General features: G+C 60.5%; 17 protein-coding genes and 1 pseudogene. 8 read left to right on the forward strand and 10 right to left on the reverse strand.

Going from position 1 to position 22,210, the window contains the following annotated elements; translation table 11 throughout:
• Positions 1-114 precede the first annotated feature (114 nt).
• The 4 genes from ACOAP0_RS00925 to ACOAP0_RS00940 all read right to left on the reverse strand — a co-directional run bounded on the left by ACOAP0_RS00925 (position 115) and on the right by ACOAP0_RS00940 (position 7,383).
• Complete coding sequence (locus ACOAP0_RS00925; protein ID WP_498375991.1) at positions 115-2,574, reverse strand: protein kinase domain-containing protein; 2,460 nt, start codon at positions 2,572-2,574, stop codon at positions 115-117.
• 52 nt (positions 2,575-2,626) lie between these two features.
• Positions 2,627-3,958: a putative bifunctional diguanylate cyclase/phosphodiesterase gene (locus tag ACOAP0_RS00930; protein ID WP_498375990.1), complete on the reverse strand. Its 1,332-nt coding sequence runs from the start codon at positions 3,956-3,958 to the stop codon at positions 2,627-2,629.
• The gene (locus tag ACOAP0_RS00935) at positions 3,955-6,981 is read right to left on the reverse strand and encodes a sensor domain-containing protein (RefSeq protein WP_498375989.1); all 3,027 of its coding nucleotides are present in this window, start codon (positions 6,979-6,981) and stop codon (positions 3,955-3,957) included. The genes ACOAP0_RS00930 and ACOAP0_RS00935 overlap by 4 nt, the downstream gene beginning before the upstream one ends.
• Before the next feature lie 150 nt (positions 6,982-7,131).
• Entirely contained in the window at positions 7,132-7,383 is a 252-nt protein-coding gene (locus tag ACOAP0_RS00940) for a hypothetical protein (protein ID WP_498375988.1), read from the reverse strand.
• A 161-nt stretch (positions 7,384-7,544) separates the two neighbouring features.
• On the opposite strand from ACOAP0_RS00940, the gene ompR reads away from it, so the two are divergent.
• Together ompR and ACOAP0_RS00950 are read left to right on the forward strand one after the other, a co-directional pair.
• Entirely contained in the window at positions 7,545-8,279 is a 735-nt protein-coding gene (gene ompR, locus ACOAP0_RS00945; protein WP_087494014.1) for an osmolarity response regulator transcription factor OmpR, read from the forward strand.
• 17 nt (positions 8,280-8,296) lie between these two features.
• Complete coding sequence (locus ACOAP0_RS00950) at positions 8,297-9,706, forward strand: ATP-binding protein (protein ID WP_498375986.1); 1,410 nt, start codon at positions 8,297-8,299, stop codon at positions 9,704-9,706.
• A gap of 24 nt (positions 9,707-9,730) precedes the next feature.
• On the opposite strand, the gene ispF is transcribed toward ACOAP0_RS00950, so the two are convergent.
• The gene (gene ispF, locus ACOAP0_RS00955) at positions 9,731-10,210 is read right to left on the reverse strand and encodes a 2-C-methyl-D-erythritol 2,4-cyclodiphosphate synthase (protein WP_498375984.1); all 480 of its coding nucleotides are present in this window, start codon (positions 10,208-10,210) and stop codon (positions 9,731-9,733) included.
• 91 nt (positions 10,211-10,301) lie between these two features.
• Complete coding sequence (gene ispD / locus ACOAP0_RS00960) at positions 10,302-11,060, reverse strand: 2-C-methyl-D-erythritol 4-phosphate cytidylyltransferase (protein WP_498375983.1); 759 nt, start codon at positions 11,058-11,060, stop codon at positions 10,302-10,304.
• A 141-nt stretch (positions 11,061-11,201) separates the two neighbouring features.
• On the opposite strand from ispD, the gene mfd reads away from it, so the two are divergent.
• The gene (gene mfd, locus ACOAP0_RS00965; protein WP_498375982.1) at positions 11,202-14,681 is read left to right on the forward strand and encodes a transcription-repair coupling factor; all 3,480 of its coding nucleotides are present in this window, start codon (positions 11,202-11,204) and stop codon (positions 14,679-14,681) included.
• 68 nt (positions 14,682-14,749) lie between these two features.
• Positions 14,750-15,463: a phosphoserine phosphatase SerB gene (gene serB, locus ACOAP0_RS00970; protein ID WP_498375981.1), complete on the forward strand. Its 714-nt coding sequence runs from the start codon at positions 14,750-14,752 to the stop codon at positions 15,461-15,463.
• A 50-nt stretch (positions 15,464-15,513) separates the two neighbouring features.
• Here serB and ACOAP0_RS00975 read toward each other — a convergent pair whose 3' ends face one another.
• The 3 genes and pseudogenes from ACOAP0_RS00975 to ACOAP0_RS00985 form a co-directional block, all read right to left on the reverse strand.
• Positions 15,514-16,707, reverse strand: a complete 1,194-nt coding sequence (locus ACOAP0_RS00975) for an alkaline phosphatase D family protein (RefSeq protein WP_498376112.1) — start codon at positions 16,705-16,707, stop codon at positions 15,514-15,516.
• Positions 16,696-17,109 (reverse strand): annotated as a pseudogene (locus tag ACOAP0_RS00980) (PhoD-like phosphatase N-terminal domain-containing protein); the annotation flags it as partial. The pseudogene ACOAP0_RS00980 and the gene ACOAP0_RS00975, both read right to left, overlap by 12 nt.
• Positions 17,110-17,127: 18 nt before the next feature.
• Positions 17,128-17,772 (reverse strand): DsbA family oxidoreductase, encoded by a 645-nt coding sequence (locus tag ACOAP0_RS00985; RefSeq protein WP_498375980.1) that lies wholly within the window; start codon positions 17,770-17,772, stop codon positions 17,128-17,130.
• A gap of 103 nt (positions 17,773-17,875) precedes the next feature.
• On the opposite strand from ACOAP0_RS00985, the gene ACOAP0_RS00990 reads away from it, so the two are divergent.
• Positions 17,876-18,484 carry a response regulator gene (locus ACOAP0_RS00990; protein WP_498375978.1) on the forward strand — a complete coding sequence of 203 codons (609 nt, stop codon included), beginning with the start codon at positions 17,876-17,878 and terminating at the stop codon, positions 18,482-18,484.
• A gap of 42 nt (positions 18,485-18,526) precedes the next feature.
• Here ACOAP0_RS00990 and ACOAP0_RS00995 read toward each other — a convergent pair whose 3' ends face one another.
• Positions 18,527-19,714 carry an aminotransferase-like domain-containing protein gene (locus ACOAP0_RS00995; protein ID WP_498375976.1) on the reverse strand — a complete coding sequence of 396 codons (1,188 nt, stop codon included), beginning with the start codon at positions 19,712-19,714 and terminating at the stop codon, positions 18,527-18,529.
• Between the two features lie 121 nt (positions 19,715-19,835).
• On the opposite strand from ACOAP0_RS00995, the gene ACOAP0_RS01000 reads away from it, so the two are divergent.
• Genes ACOAP0_RS01000 through ACOAP0_RS01010 form a run of 3 tightly spaced genes read left to right on the forward strand, consistent with a single transcriptional unit; the run spans position 19,836 to position 22,134 of the window.
• A complete protein-coding gene (locus ACOAP0_RS01000; RefSeq protein ID WP_481873248.1) occupies positions 19,836-20,642 on the forward strand; it encodes an HDOD domain-containing protein in 807 nt (268 codons plus the stop codon).
• A complete protein-coding gene (nth, locus tag ACOAP0_RS01005; RefSeq protein WP_498375975.1) occupies positions 20,639-21,283 on the forward strand; it encodes an endonuclease III in 645 nt (214 codons plus the stop codon). The genes ACOAP0_RS01000 and nth overlap by 4 nt, the downstream gene beginning before the upstream one ends.
• A 26-nt stretch (positions 21,284-21,309) precedes the next feature.
• The gene (locus ACOAP0_RS01010) at positions 21,310-22,134 is read left to right on the forward strand and encodes an HDOD domain-containing protein (protein WP_481873246.1); all 825 of its coding nucleotides are present in this window, start codon (positions 21,310-21,312) and stop codon (positions 22,132-22,134) included.
• Positions 22,135-22,210: the final 76 nt, after the last annotated feature.

Raw genomic sequence — 22,210 nt, forward strand, 5'->3', positions numbered from 1 at the left:
TTCGAAGAAAATCGGGCCCTGGCGCCCGATAGATATGCGCGAGAAGCTATGAATTCAATAGCAAAAAGCCCCTGCAGGACCCTGCAGGGGCTTTTCTCATTCAGACTCACACGCTCAGCTGGACTGCTTGAACGCCATCACGGCCTGGTTACGCAAGGTGCGCAGCAAGGCCAGTTCTTTTTCGTCCAGCTCCAGTGCGCCATGTTTGAGCTTGTCGGCGTAAATCAGGCCGAAAGGCGCGCCCTTGATCTGCAGGGGCAAGAGCAAAAATGCGGGTGCATTCAGGCCGCTGCGGTACCACGCGGGCAGACGCTGCACGATGCGCAACTCGGCAGCGTCACTGATCATGGTGTCGGCGCCTTTGACGCACACCACCCCGAACAAATCCGGCGAAGCAGCCTTGAGGTGCGTCTTGAAGCCTTTGATGTGCGCCTCCACGCCCTGCCCCAAACCGAAGCGGCCGGTCATCATTTCCGTCTTGGCGTCGCGCATGCAAAAAATGATGCGGTCAAACTCCAAGGCACGCAGCATGGTCTCCAGGATCATGCGCAGCACATCGGTGAGCTTGAAGTCATCCACCATGGCGTTGGTGATGTCTTGGATCCCCGCGGAAAGTGTTTCGGCCACCAGGTTGCTGCGGCGGGTAGAAAGCGGCGCACCGGGTTCATCCAAGGGGGCGGCTTGGGTGGCTTGCAGCGCAAAGCTGCCCAGATTGCCGTCTGTTTCCGCCTGCAGGGGCGCGGCGCGGCTGGTGAGCTCTACCGGCAGCTGCAGCAACTTGGCAGCAGCCGATCCCGGCGCCACATGAATGTCCATGGCATTGGCAAGGTCCACCAGCTTGAGGCGGGCCTTGGCGGTGGCCTCGTTGACCAGCTTGATGCTGCTGCCCATCACATTCGCATATTTCTTGGTGACAGCGGCAATACGGTCGTCCACATCTTTGGCATCGCTGCGCAGAAGCACGTCCGCGATTTCATTGGATGCGAGTGCAATCCACCGGATGCGCTCTGCTGCGTCGGACGGTGCGGTTGGCGGCGGCGTGCCTGTGGGCTTGCGCATACAGCGCTGAATACTCGGAGGCAAACCCCAGCTTTTGGCGATGCCCAGACCGAGCTCTTCATAGCTCAGGCCCAACACGCTGATGGAGGCAGCTTCTTCGGTCTTGCGATCCCGGGCTGACTGGGTGAGGGTACGGATGTTGTTGGCCTCTTCCGGGAAATAGAACTGCGCCAACAACCGGCCCAGATTCTGGAACATGGAGCCGATAAACGCCTCCTCGCTGTCGCGCGCCACCGGGCATAGCTCTCCCCCAATGGAGCCGGCCATCAGCGAACGCAGAAACTCTTCTTTGAGCTGGGCCGCATGGGCTTTGTCCTGCATGTGCTCCAGCAATACCAGGCTGAGCGCCATATTGCGGATGCCGTTGAAGCCCACCAGGTGCACGGCCCGCGACACGGTGCTGATGCTGCCACCCCGTGCGTAGTGCGCACTGTTCACCAGGCGCAACAGCTTGTTGGTCAGTGCCACGTCCTTGAGGATTTCGTTGGTGACACTGCCCACACTCTCTTTGTCAGAGCGCGCCATGCTCTGGATACGGGTCACCGAATCCGACAACGCCGGAAAGTCGCTCTTGTGCCGCATACGCCGCAGCAAAAACTCCAGGGTGGCGTTGTTGGAGGCTTCGCTGGCTTGTGCGGGCCCTTGCAGGGACTGCACCCACAGCTCCAGCTCGCTTTGAAATACCCGTGCGCTGACAAACCGCTTGGAATTGTCCTTGGCCAGCGCCCGCAACACGATGGCACGCAGCTGATCGTCCACCCCGGCAGGCATTACCTTTGGGAGATCCAATTGCTCGTTGGTGACGCGGTAGATGGCCCGGTAGGGATCGGTCTCCATCACCAGCTGCCGGCCCATCAGCATTTCCGCCAGCACCAAGCCGGCCGAAAAAATGTCCATGGCGGGGCTGGGTGCAGCGCCATTTGCAGCCTCAGGGGAGATGTAGCCGATAGTGCCCCCGCTCCCGGGGTTGGGCTCTTTGCTGTTGGCATCGGGAATACGGGCCGCAATGCCGAAATCCATGACCCGCGCCCGGCCCGCTCCATCGATCACGATATTGGAAGGCTTCAGGTCCCTGTGCACCACGCCGGCGGCATGGGCCACCGCCACGGCATCGAGCACATCCATCATCAGGGCGACTGCCTGGCTGGCTGGCAGCGCCCCATTCTGTTTCAGGTGCTGGTCCAGCGTGTTGCCGGCTATGTACTCAAACACCAGGTAAGGCTGCGCCTCGTGGATGTCAGCCTCATAGACGGGCACGATGTTAGGGTGAGTCACCCGCCCCACGCTGCGGGCCTCTTGCAGCCATTGCGCCACAGCCTGCCCGTCGACACCGGCACCCGGACGCATCACCTTGACTGCCACCTCGCGCTCCATGCGCGGGTCGAAGGCCAGCCACACCGTACTTTGGGCGCCCTTACCCAAAATGCGGATCAACTCGAACCGCCCCAACAGGCTCTTGGCTACTTGTCGACCGCGGCTGTCATCGCCGCTTCGGGCTGTCTGGTTATCTGGCATGAAAATCCGTGTGGAAGGGGCTGCTGTGGCTCAAGGCGGTGTCAGTATGTCATCAAAGTTTCGCCACTGACTTATCGGCCACATACATTTCAAAATCAATGGCGGCCAGCGGACGGCTGTACAGATAGCCCTGGAACAGCCGGCAATGGTTGGCAAGCAGGAAGTCACGCTGGCCTACCGTCTCGACGCCCTCTGCAATCACCGCAAACCCCAGGCTCTCACCCAGTTGCAGCACAGTGCGGGCAATGGCTGCGTCGCTGGGATCGGTAAGCACGTCGCGCACAAAGGCCTGGTCGATTTTGATCTGGTCCAGGGGAAGTTTTTTCAGGTAGCTGAGAGAAGAAAATCCGGTGCCGAAGTCATCCAGCGAGCAGCCCACGCCCAGCGCATGGAGACTGTGCATCTTGGCGATGATGTCGTTCATGTCATGGACCAACATGCTTTCCGTCAACTCCAGCTTCAGGCGGGCGGCCACCACACCATGTTGCTCCATTGCACTTGCTACCTGCAGTACAAAATCTGCCTGCAAAAACTGCTTGGCACTCACATTGACCGACAGGCTCAGCCCTGCCATGACAGGCAGCTTGGCCCAACGCTGCAAGGTTCGGCAAGCCTCTTGCAATACCCAGCTTCCCAATGGAAGTATGAGCCCGGACTCCTCTGCCACCGGAATGAAGTCACCGGGTGACACCAGCCCCAGTTGGGGATGTCGCCAGCGCAGAAGCGCCTCAGCACCCATGGCCCGCCCGTCGGACTGCACCTGCGGCTGGTACACCAGAAAGAACTCGTTGCGGGCAATGCCCCGCTCTATGTCACGCTCCAGGGTATTCGCCTCGGCTGTTTCCGTCAGCAAAATGTGCACCAGCGCCAACATCCCCAACATCGCTGTACTGGCATTGATCCACACGCCGATCCTGCGCACAGATGCAGGTATGTTGAATTCAGAAGGGATGCTCCAGGACGTGCTGGCGAAGACCACAAACGTCACCATCAGCACGGCTGTCAGGGACCACCGCAGAACCGGCGGTTCATTGCGCAACACGAGCAAGGACGCCAGGGTCAAGACCAGCAAAAAGAGGTGGGAGGTTCGAGGAGCCACTGCATCCGGAACATCAAAATAGAGGGAGAACAGACCGATCACGACATACGTCACCAGCGACACCAACAAGAAAGCCGCCCGCGTCCGGCGCAAATGCGTCAACCAGGCAACACAACCCCCGGTCAACAACAACCCGAACTCAACGACGGCCACCTCGTACTCGCCGGTCAGTCCGAAGAACACCGACCACCCTGCCCCCAAGCCCATCAACAGCCCGGCACTCACCCACAGAATCAGGCGGATGCGGTGCCGGTGGATGCCGGATCTGAGCTCATTCGAATTCATGCCGCGTCTTTCCGCACCGAGACAGCATGGACATAGCGCAAAAACTCATCGGCAGGCACCGGCCGGCTGTACAAATAGCCTTGGTAACTGTTGCATCCGTTTGCAACCAAAAAGTCGCGTTGCTCACCGGTTTCAACCCCTTCGGCGATGACCTTCAGGCCCAGCGTTTTGCCCAGTGCCAAGATGGTTTGAACGATGGCGGCATCGTTCGGGTCGGTCAACACATCCCGGACAAAGGACTGGTCAATCTTGAGCTGATCCAGCGGCAAGCGCTTGAGGTAGGAAAGTGATGAATAGCCCGTGCCGAAATCATCGAGCGAAAAGCCGACACCACGGGCGCGCAGGGCAGACATTTTGACGATCACATCGTCCAGGTTGTCGGCCAACAGACTTTCAGTGAGCTCCAACTTGAGGCAGTGCGGATTGGCACCGGTGTAGTCCAGCATGTCCAGAATATGCTGCGCAAAATCCTGCTGCCGGAATTGCCGGGAGCTGACGTTGACAGCCAGCGTCAGCGCGCGAGTCTCTGGGTCCGCGGCCCAAGCGACCAGCTGGGCGCATGCGGCCTCCAGAATCCAGCTGCCCAAGGTCAGGATCTGGCCCGAGTCTTCTGCCACCGGGATGAACTCCGCCGGCGATACCATGCCACGCGTTGGATGGTTCCAGCGCAACAGGGCCTCGGCCCCCATGACGCAACCTGATTTGTCTACCTGTGGCTGGAAGAACAACACAAACTGACCGAACAAAATGCCCTGGCGTATGTCGGCCTCCAGCTCAGCGCGCTTGGTCACTGCTGCCTGCATTTGCGGGTCGTAAAAGCGCAAGCCATTGCGACCTGCGCCTTTGGCTTGGTACATCGCGAGGTCCGCCTGCTTCAAGAGATCTTCCACCTCGACCTCATGGCCATTGAAAAGCGTCAGGCCCATGCTGGGCGTGCTGTGGAACTCATGGCCGGCGAGCTGATAGGGCCAGTTCAACTTGGCGATGATTTTTTCACCGACTGCCGTCGCCTGTGAGGCTGCAATGTCATGGAATTCGTCCAGGCCTTCAAGCATCACCACATATTCGTCGCCACCCAGACGGGCAACCGTGTCTTCTTCCCGCACGGTATCGAGCAAGCGTTGCGCAACCTGCTGCAGCAGTAAGTCCCCTTTGTCATGCCCCAAGGTGTCGTTCAGGTTCTTGAAGTGGTCCAGGTCAATGAACAACAGTGCGCCGCAATGGGCACTGCGCGCACTGCTGGCCAGGGCGTGCCGCAAACGGTCGATCAGCATGCGGCGGTTCGGCAAGCCGGTCAGCGGGTCGTAAAACGCGAGCTGACGAATCTGGTCTTCGGCCGCCTTGCGTTGCGTGATGTCGGTCACTGTCGCAACAAAATGGCTGACTGCTCCGGTTTCATCATTGACCGCCGTGATGTGCAGCCACTGGGGATGGATCTCGCCATTTTTACGGCGGTTCCACATCTCGCCTTGCCACGTACCGGTACTGGCCAACGAGGCATTTAGCTCCTCGTAAAAGGCATTGTCATGCCAGCCTGAGCTGAACATGGTCGGGGTGTTGCCGATGACTTCCACATCCTCATAGCCCGAGATCCGGGTAAACGCCTCATTAACCCGCAAAATCCGCCGATGCGCATCGGTGACCATCATGCCCTCCTGGGCTTCGAATGCGGTCGCCGCCACCCGCAACTCTGCTTCAGTTTGTTTGCGTTCGCTGAGGTCAATATCAAACCGGAACAGCTCCTTGTCGTTGCGGTGCCCGGTCACCGCGGCATGGCCCGTCAGAACCGGCACTTCCCGACCCGTTCTGTGCAGCAACAACATTTCGCGAGCTTCCGGCGCCCGGCCCGATTCCAGCATGCCGGCAATCAAACTCCTGAATTCTGATCGCGCCTCCGGCGGCACCAACACCTCGACCAGATTGCGCCCCAAAACTTCCTCCTCGCTATAGCCATAAAACAGTTCGGAGGCATGATTCCAGTAAGTAATCGTGCCGTCAGGCGTGAACCCTTGCACGGCCACTGCACTGATGTTTTGCAACAGGCTGCGAAATCGCATTTCCGACGCACGAAGGGCCTCGGCAGCAGCATGACGGTTGGTCACATCCCGTGCGAGCAGCACGACCAGGTTGTGGTCACCTTCCTCCGCACCGAGTGCGTGGGTGCGCCCCTCCAGGCGACGGGGTCCCTGAAGGGTGGGCAAGTCGACTTCAAACGTGAGCGTGGTACTGGTCTGCAGCGTGGCCCGGATCTGACTCAGCACCCGGTCTGCTTCAGATGCCGGAAAAACGTCATGCAGTGTGTGGCCGACCATGCCGGAAACATTCATGCCCGAACCCGGGTCGACCTGACTGAGCACCTCCACCAATTTGCCGTCTTTGTCCAGGAGGCACAGCAGGTCCGGTATGGCATGGACGGTGGCACGCAAGCGGGCCTCGTGGGCACGAAGGGCATCTTCACCCTGCAAGCGTTGGCGTGCATCGTCCAGAATGCGGCCCAGGCCCCAGGCTGCCGAGGCATAAATCAACCAGGCGGACAACATCCGGGAGAAATCCGGGTCCGCGACACCCGGTTGAAAGAACAACAGGCAGGCCAAGGTCAGCAGCTGGCTGACCAAACTGAACAACGGCATCCACCCCAGCCACTGCTCGCGAACCGCGGTGCGACCCCACTGGTGATACGCCAATCCCGCAGCCGTGCTCACCACCATGGCCATCACCCCGCTCCAGCCGGCAAAGTCGCCCACATCGAGAAAAAAGAGCAGCGCCAGCGCAGCTGCCAAGCAAGCTGTCACCGGCCCGCCTATTGCCGCCGCCATGCTCAGCACGACGGTGCTTCCATTGACCTGCAAGCCGGGGGACAACGACACCGGATTCAAAACGGCCACCATGCAAATGGCCGCGAACAAAAAACCGGTAGCAACCTCGCTCAGCACCCCTCTTCTGCGCAAGGAGCGGATGGTGAAGCTGTAAGTGAGGCTGAGCGCCAGCAACAAGGCGACGCTTTTGACAAGGTCTAATGCCAAGGGGCGCTCCCGCAGCCAAGATCGTTATGGAAAACCAAACGTCTCTCCCTGAATAGTTATTCGGGAGATTATGGCGCGCAGCCTGTTTTTTGAGCAGCGTCTTTTATAGGGATTTCGCTAGCTTTTGCGGGCTTATGGGCCCGAAGCCATTCACTGGCTGCTTTGCTCGCGCAACTGCCGGCGCAATTCCTGTCGCTGGCTTGCATCCAAGCCCGCATTGCCTCCGGCGGCTTGCTCCCCGTTGGATCGCAGCACCGCCTTCAGCTCACTCCGGCGCTTGGCCCCGTCGGTCGGGGCAGGACGGGATGCTTCCGCACCCAGGCCCGGGCGGGGCGCAGCGGGCTGCGCCCACACGGTGGTGCAAGCCAGCAGGGACGGGACAATGATCCGGATTAGGTGCATGATCGACAGTCAAATAGCGAACCTTGATGGTGGCATTTCGGCCGGCGCAACGCTGTAAAGCGCGCCCCAGATTTGTAACATAGTGTCAAAGCTGGGCCTTACGCCGGTGGTTTGTGGCTCCATCCGCGCAAAATCCGGCCTGTTACATATTTGAGGACGACATGCAAGCCCAATCCAACCGACCCAACAAAATCCTTGTGGTGGATGATGACGCACGCATCCGTGACCTGCTGCGCCGCTACCTCACTCAAGAAGGCTTTGAAGTGTTGTTGGCGGAAGACGGCAAGTCCCTGACCCGCATCATGCTCCGGGAGACGGCCGACCTCATCGTGCTGGATTTGATGATGCCGGGCGAAGACGGCCTCTCCATCTGCCGCCGCCTGCGTGCTGCCAACGATGTGACCCCCGTCATCATGCTGACCGCCAAGGGCGAAGACATTGATCGCATCGTGGGCCTGGAAGTCGGGGCGGACGATTATCTGGGCAAACCCTTTAACCCCCGTGAATTGCTGGCACGCATCCACGCTGTGCTACGCCGCCGGCCTACCCAGGAAGCCCCGGGCGCGCCATCCAGCGACAACGAAATCGTCAGGTTCGGCACTTTTGTGTTTGATCTCGGGCTGCGCACCCTGAAAAAAGCCGATCAGGAAATCACCCTCACCACCGGTGAATTCGCCATGCTCAAGGCACTGGTGCGCCACCCCCGCATTCCCCTCTCCCGCGAAAAGCTGGCGCAATTGTCCCGTGGCCGCGAGTTCGAGCCTTTCGACCGCAGTCTGGACGTTCAGGTTTCCCGACTGCGTAAGCTGTTGGAAACCGACCCCACCACCCCCCGCTTTATCCAGACGGTCTGGGGAGTAGGCTACGTATTTGTTCCAGACGAAGCATCCGCCTGAGCCACAGGTTTCACCGATTGCAAGCTACCCAAATTCCCGACTTTGACGCCAGCGCTCCGGCCGACCTGGCGGAGGATGAACCCAGTGGATGGCGCAAGCCGTTCTCCCGGGTCAGTCTGTTTTGGCGCACCTTTTTCCTGATCGCCATTCTGCTGATCGGCAGCATCTTGGCGTGGCTACAGACTCTGCGAGCCCTGGAATTTGAACCCCGTGCCGTGCAGACCGCCCAGTTGCTGGCCTCCCAGGTCAATCTGAGCCGGGCGGCGTTGGTCTATGCCGACGGCATTGCCCGCATTTCACTCATCAAGACCATGAAGGATGAGGAAGGTCTGCGCATCGTGCCGCGCGAGCCTGGCGACACCTTTGAGTCCAAGGACAATGACGCCTTCAGCCGCCGGGTCGTGGCTGAGCTGGGCACCCGCTTGGGCAAGGGCACCGTGGTGGCCAGCAGCATGAATGGCCAGCCGGGCCTGTGGGTCAGCTTTGTGATCGACGGGGATGACTACTGGCTACAAACCGACCAAGCCAAGTTCAACCCTGCAGGTGGCACGACCTGGCTGATCTGGCTCTTGGTAGCCACTGTCATGTCCCTAGCCGGTGCGGCCCTGATTGCGGGCCTGATCAATCGCCCGCTCAAAGAGCTTTCGTTTGCGGCCAGCCGCATGCGTGAAGGCAACTTCAGCGCCAGTCAGCTCGATGAACATGTCAACACCAGCGAAATCCGCGAAGTCAACATCGGCTTCAACCGCATGGCCCAGAAACTGGCCAAAGTGGAGCAAGACCGCGCGCTGATGTTGGCCGGCATTTCACATGACCTGCGCACCCCTCTGGCCCGCCTGCGCCTGGAAACCGAGATGAGCGTCAACAACGAAGAGGCCCGCGCCCACATGGCGGCGGATATCAGCCAGCTCGACGCCATCATCGACAAGTTTCTCGACTACGCCCGACCTGACCGGGTGAGCCTCACGCCGGTGGTACTGGGTGATGTGGTGGACACCTGCATCTACTCCATGCGCAAACTGCCGGACGTCCAAGTGCGGGTGGACATGGAAGATGACATGCTGGTTTACGCTGACGAGGTCGAGCTCGGACGCGTCATTACCAACCTGCTGGAGAACGCCCGGCGCTATGGCAAATCTGTGCATACCGGCATTGCGGACATCCACATTTCGGCAGTAGCCAAAGACAAGTGGGTGCTGGTGAAGGTCCGTGACCACGGCATCGGTGTTGCACCCGAACAGCTCTACCAGCTCACCCAGCCCTTCTTTCGCGGGGAGGCCGCGCGCACCGCCGCCAACGGAGCCGGTTTGGGCCTGGCCATCGTCGAAAAAACCATGCAGCGCATGGGCGGCACTTTCCACATTGCCAACTCCAGCTCTGGCGGCCTGTCCGCGAACCTGCGACTGCAAAGGGCCACGCGCTTCTAGGCCCGCCCCGGGGAAGGGCAACGCTCAGGGTTTGCTGAGCAGAACCACCGCGCGCGCTTCCATGGCGCGACCTTCCCCTACCGGGCCCATCTTCTCCGCTGTTTTGGCCTTGACGTTCACGCAGCCGATATCCAGATCCAGCACAAACGCAACGCGTTCCCGCATAGCCTGAATATGCGGTGCCAGCTTGGGCGCCTGGGCGATCACGGTGCTATCGAGGTTGACGATGTGGTACCCCAGCGCCCGCACATCAGCCGCTACTTTGGCCAGCAGCACGGTGGAGTCCGCACCTTTGTACTGCGGGTCGGTGTCAGGAAAGTGCTTGCCGATGTCGCCCAGCGCTGCGGCACCCAGTAGGGCGTCGGTAATGGCGTGCAGCAAGGCGTCGGCGTCCGAATGGCCCAGCAGACCTTTGGTATGCGGGATTTCCACCCCACCCAGAATGAGCTTGCGGCCTTCGACCAGTTGGTGGGTGTCCCAGCCTTCACCGATGCGGATGTTCATGTATGGATTCCGGTTTTTGGTTCAAATTTGCCTCTCGCGCCCATGGAATACGCGCTAGCAGCTATGAAAAAGATAGTATTTCCGCCAACCATCAGACTCGCGCTGCCAGCACCGCGGCAGCCAGCGCAAAGTCTTGCGGGTAAGTGACCTTGAAATTCTGCGCGCTGCCTTCGACGAGCTTAGGGCTTTGCCCCACGAACTCCAGCGCGCTGGCCTCATCCGTCACCGCATCACCGGCCGCCCGCAAGGCAGTTTGCAGGGCACCGATGCGGAACATCTGCGGAGTTTGGGCCAGCCACTTGTCACTGCGGTCTACCGTCGCGGCTACGCGGCCGCCTTGTTCCTGCTTCAGGGTGTCGGGCAGCTTCAAGGCCAGCAGACCACCGACGGCATCGTGCTGGCACGCGTCAATCAGGCGGTCCACATCGGCGGCTGTGAGCAGACAGCGCGCGGCATCGTGCACCAGCACCCAATCCTGCGCTTGAGCACCCTGCTCAAGCAAAGCAGAAAGTCCATTCAACACACTGCCAGCGCGCGTGGCACCTCCGCAGGAAGCTACAAAAACAGGAGCACCACGAGGCGGGACAGCAGATTCAAAAAACGTATCCCCAGCCGATACCACCACCTGAATACCCGCCAATCGCTCCACCGCAGCCAAGGCCTGCAGGGTGTGCAGCACCATGGCCCGGCCGCCCAACACGGCGTATTGCTTGGGCCCGGCAGCACCTGAGCGGCTGCCAGTGCCTGCGCAAGGCACCAGACCCCAAAGTCGAGGACTCACAGCGGAGTGTGACGGGACCGGGCGCGCTTCTGCGGGCGACAAAGGGGATATGGGAGGTGTTTGGGTCATAGAGGGAGCGACCATTCTAAAATCACCCTAGCGCAATCCAGCCCCACACCCGGTTTTTCTGGAGTGGGGCTATTTGCACGCCAGCCGCCCTTTCAGGCGGCTGCACCTATTTTGGCCGCCCAGACTGCACCCCACCGATTCATGGATCTTCCCAAGCTCACCCCCGGTAAACGTTTCACCCTGCCCCGCCCCACCGGCTCTGCCGACGCCATGTTGCTGGCACGCCTGGGCACCCGGGAGAAAGCAGCGGGCAAGCCCATGACGGTGGTAACAGCAGACGCCAGCGACGCACAGCGCTTGCTGGACGAAATTGCCTTTTTCGCACCTGACCTGCGTTGTGCACTGTTCCCCGACTGGGAAACCCTGCCTTACGACACCTTTTCACCTCACCAGGATTTAATCAGTGAGCGTCTGGCCACTCTGTGGCGCATCAGCCAGCGCGACAAGGAAAATGGGGCCGACGTGGTCATCGTGCCCGCCACCACCGCGCTGTACCGCTTGGCCCCCCCCAGCTTTCTGGCGGGCTACACCTTCGAGTTCAAGGTCAAACAAAAGCTGGATGAGGCGCGCCTCAAAAGCCAGCTCACGCTGGCGGGCTACAGCCATGTCACGCAGGTGGTGAGCCCCGGCGAATACGCGGTGCGCGGCGGGCTGATCGACCTCTTCCCCATGGGTAGCCTGGTGCCTTACCGGGTGGACTTGTTTGACGACGAGATCGACAGCATCCGCACCTTTGACCCCGACAGCCAGCGCAGCCTCTACCCGGTGCCCGAAGTGCGTCTGTTGCCCGGCCGCGAGTTCCCCATGGACGACGACGCCCGCGCCAAGTTCCGCAGCCGCTGGCGCGAATTGCTGGACGGCGACCCGACCAAGAGCCGCATCTACAAAGACATCGGCAACGGCGTAGCCACCGCCGGCATCGAGTACTACCTGCCGCTCTTTTTTGAAGATACCGCCACCGTGTTCGACTACGTGGGCGCAGACGCCACGGTAGTGCTGCATGGCGACTTGGAGCCGGCCTTCCAGCGTTTCTGGCAAGACACCAAAGACCGCTACCGCCTGGTGCAGGGCGACCCGGACCGCCCGGTGCTGCCGCCCGAAAGCCTGTTTCTCGGCACGGAGCAGTTTTACGCCAAGGCCAACGAGCATGCCCAACTGGCCATTCGCGCCCAGTCCGAAGGCACCGAGTTTTCTGAGGTCAGCCCGCTGCCCGAGCTGGGTGTGGTGCGCGGCACCGAAGAGCCGCTGGCCTTGCTCAAACAGCACGCCCGCAACACCCAGCAGCGCCTGCTGGTGCTGGCCGAGAGCGATGGCCGGCGCGAAAGCCTGCTGGACTTTTTGCGCGCCTCGCAGTTCAGCCCGCCCGCCTTTGACAGCCTGCAGGAGTTTCTGGACAGCAAAGAGCCCATAGGCATTGCCACTTCGGGTCTGACCAAGGGCTTCAGCTGGCTGGAAGCCGGTATCGACCTCATCACCGAGACCGAGCTGTTTGCCGCCGGCCCCACAACACGCCGCCGCAAGAAGCAAGAGCAGGTCAGCGATGTGGAAGCGCTGATCAAAGACCTCTCTGAGCTCAACGTGGGCGACCCGGTGGTGCACAGCTCCCACGGCATCGGCCGCTACCGTGGGCTGATGCACATGGACATGGGCAACAAAAACGCTGCCGGTGAGCCTGAGTTGCAAGAGTTCTTGCATCTTGAATACGCCGACAAGGCTACGCTCTATGTGCCGGTCAGCCAGCTGCAGTTGATTAGCCGCTACACCGGCGTGAGCGCCGACGAAGCGCCCTTGCACCGCCTGGGCAGCGGCCAGTGGGAAAAAGCCAAGCGCAAGGCCGCCGAGCAGGTGCGCGACAGTGCGGCCGAACTGCTCAACATCTACGCCCGCCGCGCCGCCCGCGAGGGGCATCCTTTCCGCTACAGCCCGGGCGATTACGAGACCTTTGCCAACGACTTCGGCTTTGAAGAAACCGCTGACCAGAAAGCGGCCATCCACTGCGTGATCCAGGACATGATTTCGCCCCGCCCCATGGACCGCCTGGTCTGCGGCGATGTGGGTTTCGGCAAGACCGAGGTGGCCTTGCGGGCGGCCTTCATCGCTGTGACCGGCGGCAAGCAGGTGGCGTTTCTGGCGCCTACGACCCTCTTGGCTGAGCAGCATTTCCAGACCCTGGTGGACCGCTTCAGCAAGTGGCCGGTGAAGATTGCCGAGATGAGCCGCTTTCGCAGCGCCAAGGAAATTACCGCGGCCCTCAAGGGCGTGGCCGATGGCACCGTGGACATCGTGGTGGGCACGCACAAGCTCTTGTCTGAGTCCACCCAGTTCAAAAACCTGGGGCTCTTGATCATCGACGAAGAGCACCGTTTCGGCGTGCGCCACAAAGAGCAAATGAAGGCGCTGCGGGCCGAGGTGGATGTGCTGACGCTCACCGCGACCCCTATCCCGCGTACGCTGGGCATGGCACTGGAAGGCCTGCGCGACCTGAGCGTAATTGCGACCGCCCCCCAGCGCCGCCTGGCCATCAAGACCTTTGTGCGCACCGAGGGCAACGGCGTGATCCGCGAAGCAGTGCTGCGCGAGCTCAAGCGCGGCGGGCAGGTCTACTTCCTGCACAACGAGGTGGAGACCATCGAGAACCGCCGCCAGAAACTCGAAGAGCTGCTGCCGGAGGCCCGTATAGCCGTGGCCCATGGCCAGATGCCCGAGCGCCAGTTAGAGGCCGTCATGCGCGACTTTGTGGCCCAGCGCTACAACCTGCTGCTGTGCTCCACCATCATCGAGACCGGCATTGACGTGCCGAGCGCCAACACCATTGTCATGAGCCGAGCCGACAAGTTCGGCCTCGCCCAGCTGCACCAGCTGCGCGGCCGCGTGGGGCGAAGCCACCACCAAGCCTATGCCTACCTGATGGTGCCCGACATCGAGGGCCTGACCAAACACGCCCAACAACGCTTGGACGCCATCCAGCAGATGGAAGAGCTGGGCAGCGGCTTTTACCTGGCCATGCACGACCTGGAAATCCGGGGGGCCGGCGAAGTGCTGGGCGAAAACCAGAGCGGCAACATGCTGGAAGTGGGCTTTCAGCTGTACAACGAAATGCTGTCGGAAGCCGTGCGCTGCCTCAAAAACGGCCAGGAGCCGGACTTGCTGAGCCCGCTCAACGTCACCACCGAGATCAACCTGCACGCCCCCGCCCTGCTACCGGACGACTACTGCGGCGACGTGCACTTGCGCCTGTCGTTCTACAAAAAGCTGGCGACCGCCAAAACCACCGACCAAGTGGACGGGCTGCTGGAGGAAATTGTGGACCGCTTCGGCAAGCTGCCGGCCCAAGCCCAAACGCTGATCGATGTGCACCGCCTGCGCGTGATCGCCAAGCCTTATGGGGTGATCAAGGTCGACGCTGCACCGGGCGTGATCCACATCACCTTCAAGAAGAACCCGCCGGTGGAGATGATCAAGCTCATCGAGCTGATCCAGAAGAACAAGCACATCAAGCTGGCCGGCAACGAGAAGCTTCGCGTCGAACGCGAGCTGCCCGAAGTCAAAGACCGGGCCCAGATGGTGCGCGACATCCTCCGCTCTTTGGGTCAACCCGTCGCCGAGAAGACCTCCGCATAAACCAAATCAGCCCCCGGCGCACATCGCACCTGCGCGAGCAGCTACCAAACTTATAGCAAAACCACACCATGCCCAGCAACGAAATCTCCCCCGGCCTCGTCGTCCAAAACCTGCCCGATGCGCTGCGCTTGAGCGACTACAAGCTCATCGCCTTCGACATGGACTCGACCCTCATCAACATCGAGTGCATTGACGAAATTGCAGATGCAGTGGGTCGCAAGGCCCAGGTGGCCGCCATCACCGAAGCCGCCATGCGCGGCGAGATCACCGACTTCAAAGACAGCCTGCGCCGCCGTTTGGCCCTGCTGCAGGGCGTGACCGAGGCCGACCTGCACGCCGTCAAAACCGAGCGACTGCGTTTGAACCCCGGCGCGGCTGCGCTGGTAGCTGCCTGTAAACAGGCCGGACTCAAAGTGCTGCTGGTGAGCGGCGGTTTTACCTACTTTGCCTCGCATGTGTGCGAGCTGCTGGACATAGACTTTATGCGCTCCAACGCCTTGCAAATCGAAAACGGCGCCCTCACCGGCGCTCTGGTGCAACAGGCCTGGGGGGACATTTGTGACGGAGCCGAGAAACGCCGCACCCTGCTGGAAGTTGCGTCCCTGCTGAACATCCGCCCCGATCAGTGCATTGCAGTCGGCGACGGCGCCAACGACCTGCCCATGATGGGCGCTGCGGGACTCTCGGTGGCATTCCACGCCAAGCCTGCCGTGCGCGAGCAAGCGCAGGTCGCCATCAACGAGGGCGGCTTGGACCGCCTGTTGGACGTATTGAAGGCCTGATGGTCTGCTAAAGACCTTGGGGTGCCGGTGGGGGCGCTCGCCGGCCGCCCTCAGGCGCTGTTGACCTTGGGCTGCCCCTGTTCCACGACAAATGCGGCCAGCGTGCTGACACCGCTGTCTGCGCGGGTCGCGTCATCCACCACCCGCAAGCTCACGCTGAGCTGTTGCGGGGTGAACTCCGCCACCCCATAACCGCGCCGCTCACGGTCGGCCATGACGAAGTGCGGGTTCTCCGCAAGTACCTCCGCCAGACCTTTGTTATCCCCTCCACGGGAAGTGATACTGGTGCCGCAAAACTCCACGCCCACCGCTTTACTATCTGGACGCGCGTAATCGGCTTTCACATGGCCGACCCAGTTGGAGTGCACATCGCCCCCCAGAAACACCGGGTTGCTAACCTTGTGGCGCTGCAAGGCCTGGGTGAGACGGGACCGTGCAGGCGCATAGCCATCCCATCCGTCGTTGTGGAGCACCAGGCCGTCGCCGGGCTTGAAATCCCGCTGCCCGAACACGGTTTGCTGGGCGATCACACTCCAGGTCCCACCGCCGGTGGCCAAGGACTGTTCCAACCACCGCTCCTGCTCCATGCCCAGCAAGGTTCGGGCAGGGTCATTCCAACTCGCACAGGCGGCGGGGTTCACCCCGCTGGAGCCGAATGCCCCGCCTTTGGTACAGGCCTGCCGGTCGCGGTACTGGCGGTCATCCACCGTGTGCAGCACCGCCAAACGACCGAAGGCTACACGGTCATACAGCCGTAGTTCGCTGCCGGTTTGCATCACACCCGCCACCGCTTTGCGCAGCACCGAGGCGCGCAAGGGCATGTGTTCGTAATAGGCCTGGTAGGCTGCCAGACGGCGTGCGGCAAAGTCCGGCACCTCGGGCCCGAAGGTACCTTGCACGGAGCCGGCATAGTCGTTCTGCACCTCATGGTCATCCCAGGTCATGATCCAAGGGCAGGCAGCGTGCATGGCCTGCAGATCACCATCACTTTTGTACAGCGCATAGCGGGCGCGGTAGTCATCGAGGTTCATGACGGCACCCGTGGGAACGCGGCGCACAGATTTGCTGCTGCCCCCGTACTCGTAGATATAGTCGCCCAGAAACATTACGGCATCGAGGTTTTCAGCGCGCATGTGCCGGTAGGCACTGTAAAAGCCATGCTCCCAATGCTGGCAGGACGCATAGGCCAGACGCAGCTTCTGCGCGGCGGCGCCGGGCGCGGGGAAGGTGCGGGTGCGCCCCATAGCGCTCACCGCCGTGCCGACTTGGAAGCGATAGAAATACCAGCGGTCCGGCTCCAGGCCCTACACTTCTACGTGTACCGAGTGCGCCAGCTCCGGAACTGCATTCACCGAGCCGGTTTGCACCATGCGTTGGAAGCCTTCGTCATGGGCGACTTCCCATCGCACAGCTACTGGGGAGGAACCCCATGCGGCCGTGTCAGCCGCTTGAAGCTGTACCAAACGTGTCCACAACACCACCGAATCGTGTCTGGGTGAGCCACTGGCGACGCCCATTGCAAAAGGGTCACTGACCAATCGGGGCTGAGCGCGGGCACCGTCCGGCAGCCACAAGCCCCCGGCAATGGCACCGGCCATCGCCAACACACGGCGCCGGTCGAAGAACGGTGGAATGTCCGCAGCCATGGTCAATACGCGGTGCGCCTATTCCGCAGCGATCTGGCGCAAAGCTTGTTCAAACACCTCCGGCGGCTGCCCACCAGAGATCAAGTGCCGGTCATTGATCACCACCGCCGGCACCGAGTGAATGCCGGCATTCAAATAGAACTGCTCTTGCTCCCGCACCGCGTCGGCAAACTCATCACCTGCCAGCACTGCACGTGCCTCGTCTCCCGACAAACCCACCGATTCGGCCGCCTCTATCAACACTGCATGCTGACTCGGGTCCTTGCCGTCGGTGAAATAGGCCTTGAACAGCGCTTTTTTAAGGGCTGTCTGCAAGCCGGTGTCTTCGGCCCAGTGCAACAGCCGGTGCGCATCGAAGGTGTTGTAGATACGGGCGCGCTTGTCCATGTTGAAGGTAAAGCCCAGCGCCTCACCGCGGGCGCGGATGTTCTCGCGGGCGGCAGCGGCTTGCTCCGGGGTGGATCCGTACTTCTTGCTCAGGTGCTCCGTGATCTCCTCCCCTTCGGGCACCATCTGCGGGTTGAGCTCGAAGGGTTGGAATTGCATCTGTACTTCGACCTCGCCTTGAAGGCGGGAAAGTGCAATTTCCAGGGATTGCAAACCGATGGCGCACCAGGGGCAGGACACATCGGAGACGAAATCAATTTTGAGCGTAGTGGTCATATGAGGCCGGTCGCCTATTTCCGGCACCGGTGTGTTGGTTTTCACAATAAATGGTGCGCTGCCACCTAAAATCTGGGCAGCGTTTTCCCCTACACCTTACCGTATGTCTGCCGTGCGTTTTCTGGTTGCTGACAGCAGCCCTGCATTACAAACTTTTGCCAGAAACCTGATCACCGGCTATGGCTTTGAGCCGGCCTGGGTGGCGGTGGCCTCTACCCCGGAGGCGGCTCTCGCATCGGCGCGGGAGCAGGCGCCCCACTTTTTGCTCACCGATTGCTTTTCCAAAGAACAGACCACAGGATTGCTGTTGGCTGCGGAGTTGAAAAAAAATGCACCTGATTTGCGCTGGGCCCTGATGAGCGCCCGGATGGATGAAGAGCTGGACACCTTGGCCCGCAACGCCGGCGCCATGTTTCAGCTGGCCAAGCCCTTTGCGGCGGCAGACATCAAGACCGCCATGGGCAAAGCATTGGAGCAATGGGGACAGGACAACCATGAGGTCGGACGGCGCATGCCGGGCTACAGGCGCCCGCGCGCGGTACCCGTCGTACCGGTAGTGCCTGATGTGCCAGCCTACAAGGCAGGCGATTACGTGGAGTACCAAGGTGTGCGGGACACCGTGAGACACGTCATTTTCCGCCGCGGGGAGTTGGTCGTTCAGTTGTCCAACGTGAGCGGCATGGTGCCTGCAACCAAACTCCGCAAACTTTGAATTTGCAGCGACCGCTGCAAATTCAAAGGCCGTAAGGCAACCTCACAGCGCCTGACCGAGCCGCGCAATGCCTTCTTCAATCTTGGCCACATCCGCCGTGGCGAAACTCAGGCGCAATGTAGTCTGATCCGGATCGTGTGCATAGAACGGCGCGCCAGGGACGAAGGCCACCAGTTTGTCGATAGCCCGCTTCGCAAAATCGCCTGCGTGGGTTGGTTTTCCGTTGGCACCCGTCAGGCGTGCCCAGAAAAACATGCCGCCCTGGGGTGCATCAAACGCAATGGCATCGCCCAGTTCCGCATGCAAACGCGCAGCCATCACACGGGCGCGTTCGGCATAGGTAGCACGCACCGCCGCTAAAGCAGTCGGCAAACGGTTGAGCGTGAGATAGTGCGCAGCCGTCGCTTGGGTCAGGTTGCTGGTGTGCGCGTCACTGAATTGTTTGCACATGGTGGCACGGCCTAGCAAGGCCGGCGGCGCAATCAACCAGCCCACACGCAAACCCGGGCTCAGCACCTTGCTGAACGAGCCGCAATGCGCCAGCCACTCGCGGCTGCCGGGTACTTCGTCGCTCAAGGCCAGCAGGCTGGGCGGTGGCGCCTGGTCAAAAAACAACTCACCGTAGGGGTCATCCTCCACCAACAGTGTCTGAGTGCGGACGGCGATCTCCAGAATGCGTTTGCGGCGCTCAAGACTCAGCATGGCGCCACTGGGGTTACCAAACGAGGGAATCAGGTATACCAGCTTGGGTTTGTGCTCTTCGATCAAGGCTTCGAGTTTGTCCACATCCACCCCGTTCGCGTCAATAGGGGCACCGATCACATGCGCGCCATAAAGGCGGAAACACTGGATGGTGGCCAGAAACGTGGGCGCCTCCATGATGACCTTGTCACCGGGGGAGATCATGGTTTTGCCGATGAGGTCCAATGCTTGCTGGCTACCTGTAGTCACGATCAAGCCATCGGGCGCCACCGTAGCGCCTTTACCGGCCATGTGTTGACTGATGCCTTCGCGCAGCGGTTGATAGCCCTCGGTAGCGCCGTACTGCAGCACCGGGCCGGGATTGTTCTTGAGAACTGCGTCAGTTGATTCGCGGATGCCTTCGACGTCAAACAAGGCGGGGTCAGGGAAGCCGCCGGCAAAACTGATGATGCCGGGCTTGCCGAGCAGCTTGAACAGCTCACGGATGGCTGAGGTTTCGACGTTGTTCAAACGATCTGCAAATTGCATATTTAATTTCACAATTCAAACAAAAAAATATTAATAACCCGAGCAAAACCAGATTCTCAAGTCGCTCTACTTCAGGTAAATTGTCATCGACACCGGTCACTTTGATTAACCAGGAGACGACATGACCCAGCTCGCAGCGTTCTTTGAAACCGTGAAATTGCCATCCATGTCCGAGGTGGCCCACGCTCTCATTCAATCCCTGAATGACGACAGTGCGGGCATCCCCGAAATACGTGACCTCATTGCCAAAGACCCGGCACTTTCAGCCAAGCTATTGCGCTTGGCCAATAGCGCCCAGTTCGGCTTGCCCCGTGGCGTCAGCAGTCTAGATGATGCTATCACCATGGTGGGCATGTCGAAGGTGCGTACTTTAGCGCTGGGCGCTTGTTTGAGCGAATCTTTTCCGACGATTCCGGGGCTTGACCGTAAAGAATTCTGGCGTACGAGCATGGCCTGTGCGGGCTATGCCCAGTGGCTTGCCACTGGCCTGGGCATGGACGGGCAGCAAGCGTGGCTCACCGGCATGATGCTGCGCTTGGGCGAGCTGCTGATCGTGCAAGCAGAGCCGGACGTGCTGCAGGAAATTGAAAAGCTGCCGCACATTCCCGGAGTGCGCTGGCAACGTGAGGCCCGGCTCACCGGCTTTACAGAAGGCCAAATCACTTCAGAGCTGGCACGTCGCTGGAATTTCCCGCCCCAGATGGTGCAGGCGCTGGCCCAATCGGCCGAGCCAGTCACTACCCATGGATTCTCCCGACTGGCCGGTGTAGTCCATCTGGCGGGGTTAATGGCAGAGACGGATCACAACGGTCCCGATGTCATCGATACTCTGCCGACCGACGTGATTTCTGCGCTCATGCTGGATATGGACTGGTTGCACGCGAAATTCCCCAAAGAAGAATCTTTTGTAAATATCACTGCATTGTGAAACCTGCCCAGATAGAAGACTTTTTCGCAACCCTGCAGGCCGCCAACCCCAACCCGCAAACCGAGCTGGAGTTCAGCTCTGTTTTCGAGTTGCTGGCGGCCGTTTTGTTGTCGGCGCAAGCGACCGATGTGGGGGTCAATAAAGCCACCCGCAAGCTGTTTGCAGTTGCCAACACACCGCAAAGGATTCTGGACCTCGGCTTGTCAGGCTTGGAACAGCACATCAAAACCATTGGCCTTTTCCGCAGCAAAGCCAAGCACTTGATGGAAACCTGCCGCATGCTGGTGGATCTGCATGGAGGGCGGGTACCTGCTGACCGGGAATCCCTGGAAGCGCTGCCCGGCGTCGGTCGCAAAACCGCCAATGTGGTGTTGAATGTGGCTTTCGGTCAACCGACCATGGCAGTGGACACGCACCTTTTCCGCTTGGGCAATCGCACGGGACTGGCCCCCGGCAAGACACCGCTGGAGGTTGAGCTGAAGTTGCTCAAGCGCATACCTGCCCGCTATATGGTTGACGCACACCATTGGCTTATCCTGCATGGGCGTTATGTCTGCCAGGCCCGCAAACCTTTGTGTTGGCAATGCAGCGTAAATCAAGCTTGCGGATATAAACTCAAGACTCCCGCACCCGCGGGCTGAGAGAACACTGAAACCAGCAAAGCTTCATGGCGGATATCAATACATTCATCCAAACGGTCAAATTGCCTGTGATGCCGGAGGCGGCCCACGCGCTGATTCGCACTCTGAATGATGAAGATGCGGACGTGGTGACCGTGCGTGACATCATCGCCAAAGACCCGGCCCTGACCACGACCCTGCTACGCATGGCCAACAGTGCCCTGTTCGGCTTATCCCGCTCTGTCACGACCTTGGACAACGCCGTCAGCGTGGTGGGCATGGCGCAGATCCGTGCCCGGGCGCTGGGGATTTGCATGTCGCAAGTTTTCAAGTTGCCTGAAAGCATCAACCGCTTGGAGTTCTGGCGCTACAGCATGGTGTGTGCGGGCTACGCGAAGTTTCTGGCTCACAAAACCGGTCTGGATGAGCAGCAGGCATGGCTCACTGCCATGATGCTGCGCTTGGGTGAATTGGTGTTGTCAATGCACAGCCCGGACATCATTGCCCCCATTGAACAACTGCCACGTGCCGCCGGAGAGCGATGGAAGCGTGAGCGCGAGCTGATCGGCTTTGATGAGGGCCAGATTACCGGCGAGGTAGCCCGTCGCTGGGATTTCCCTGAGGAAGTGGTCTTGGCCCTGGGTCATTGCGCAGATGCATTGGCCGCCGTGAATCAGTCCCGCTTGTGTGCAGTCGTGCATTTGGCGGCCCTATGGGCAGACCAAAGTTATGACCATGCAGCCATTAAAGAAGCGGTAACGAATTCGTCTCCGCAAATCATGGGCTACCTGGGTTTGAACGCTGAGGAGTTGGTAAACAGCGTTCCGGATCCAGAGGTGTTCAGCGATATTTCCGCACTCCTGTCTAGCTGACAAACCCGGCGATGTCGACTTTGCCTAGCGCGACTACGACACAATAAGAAAAGGGACCCTCGGGTCCCTTTTCTGT

This window comes from Curvibacter sp. Hmag1.1 (assembly GCF_059769165.1).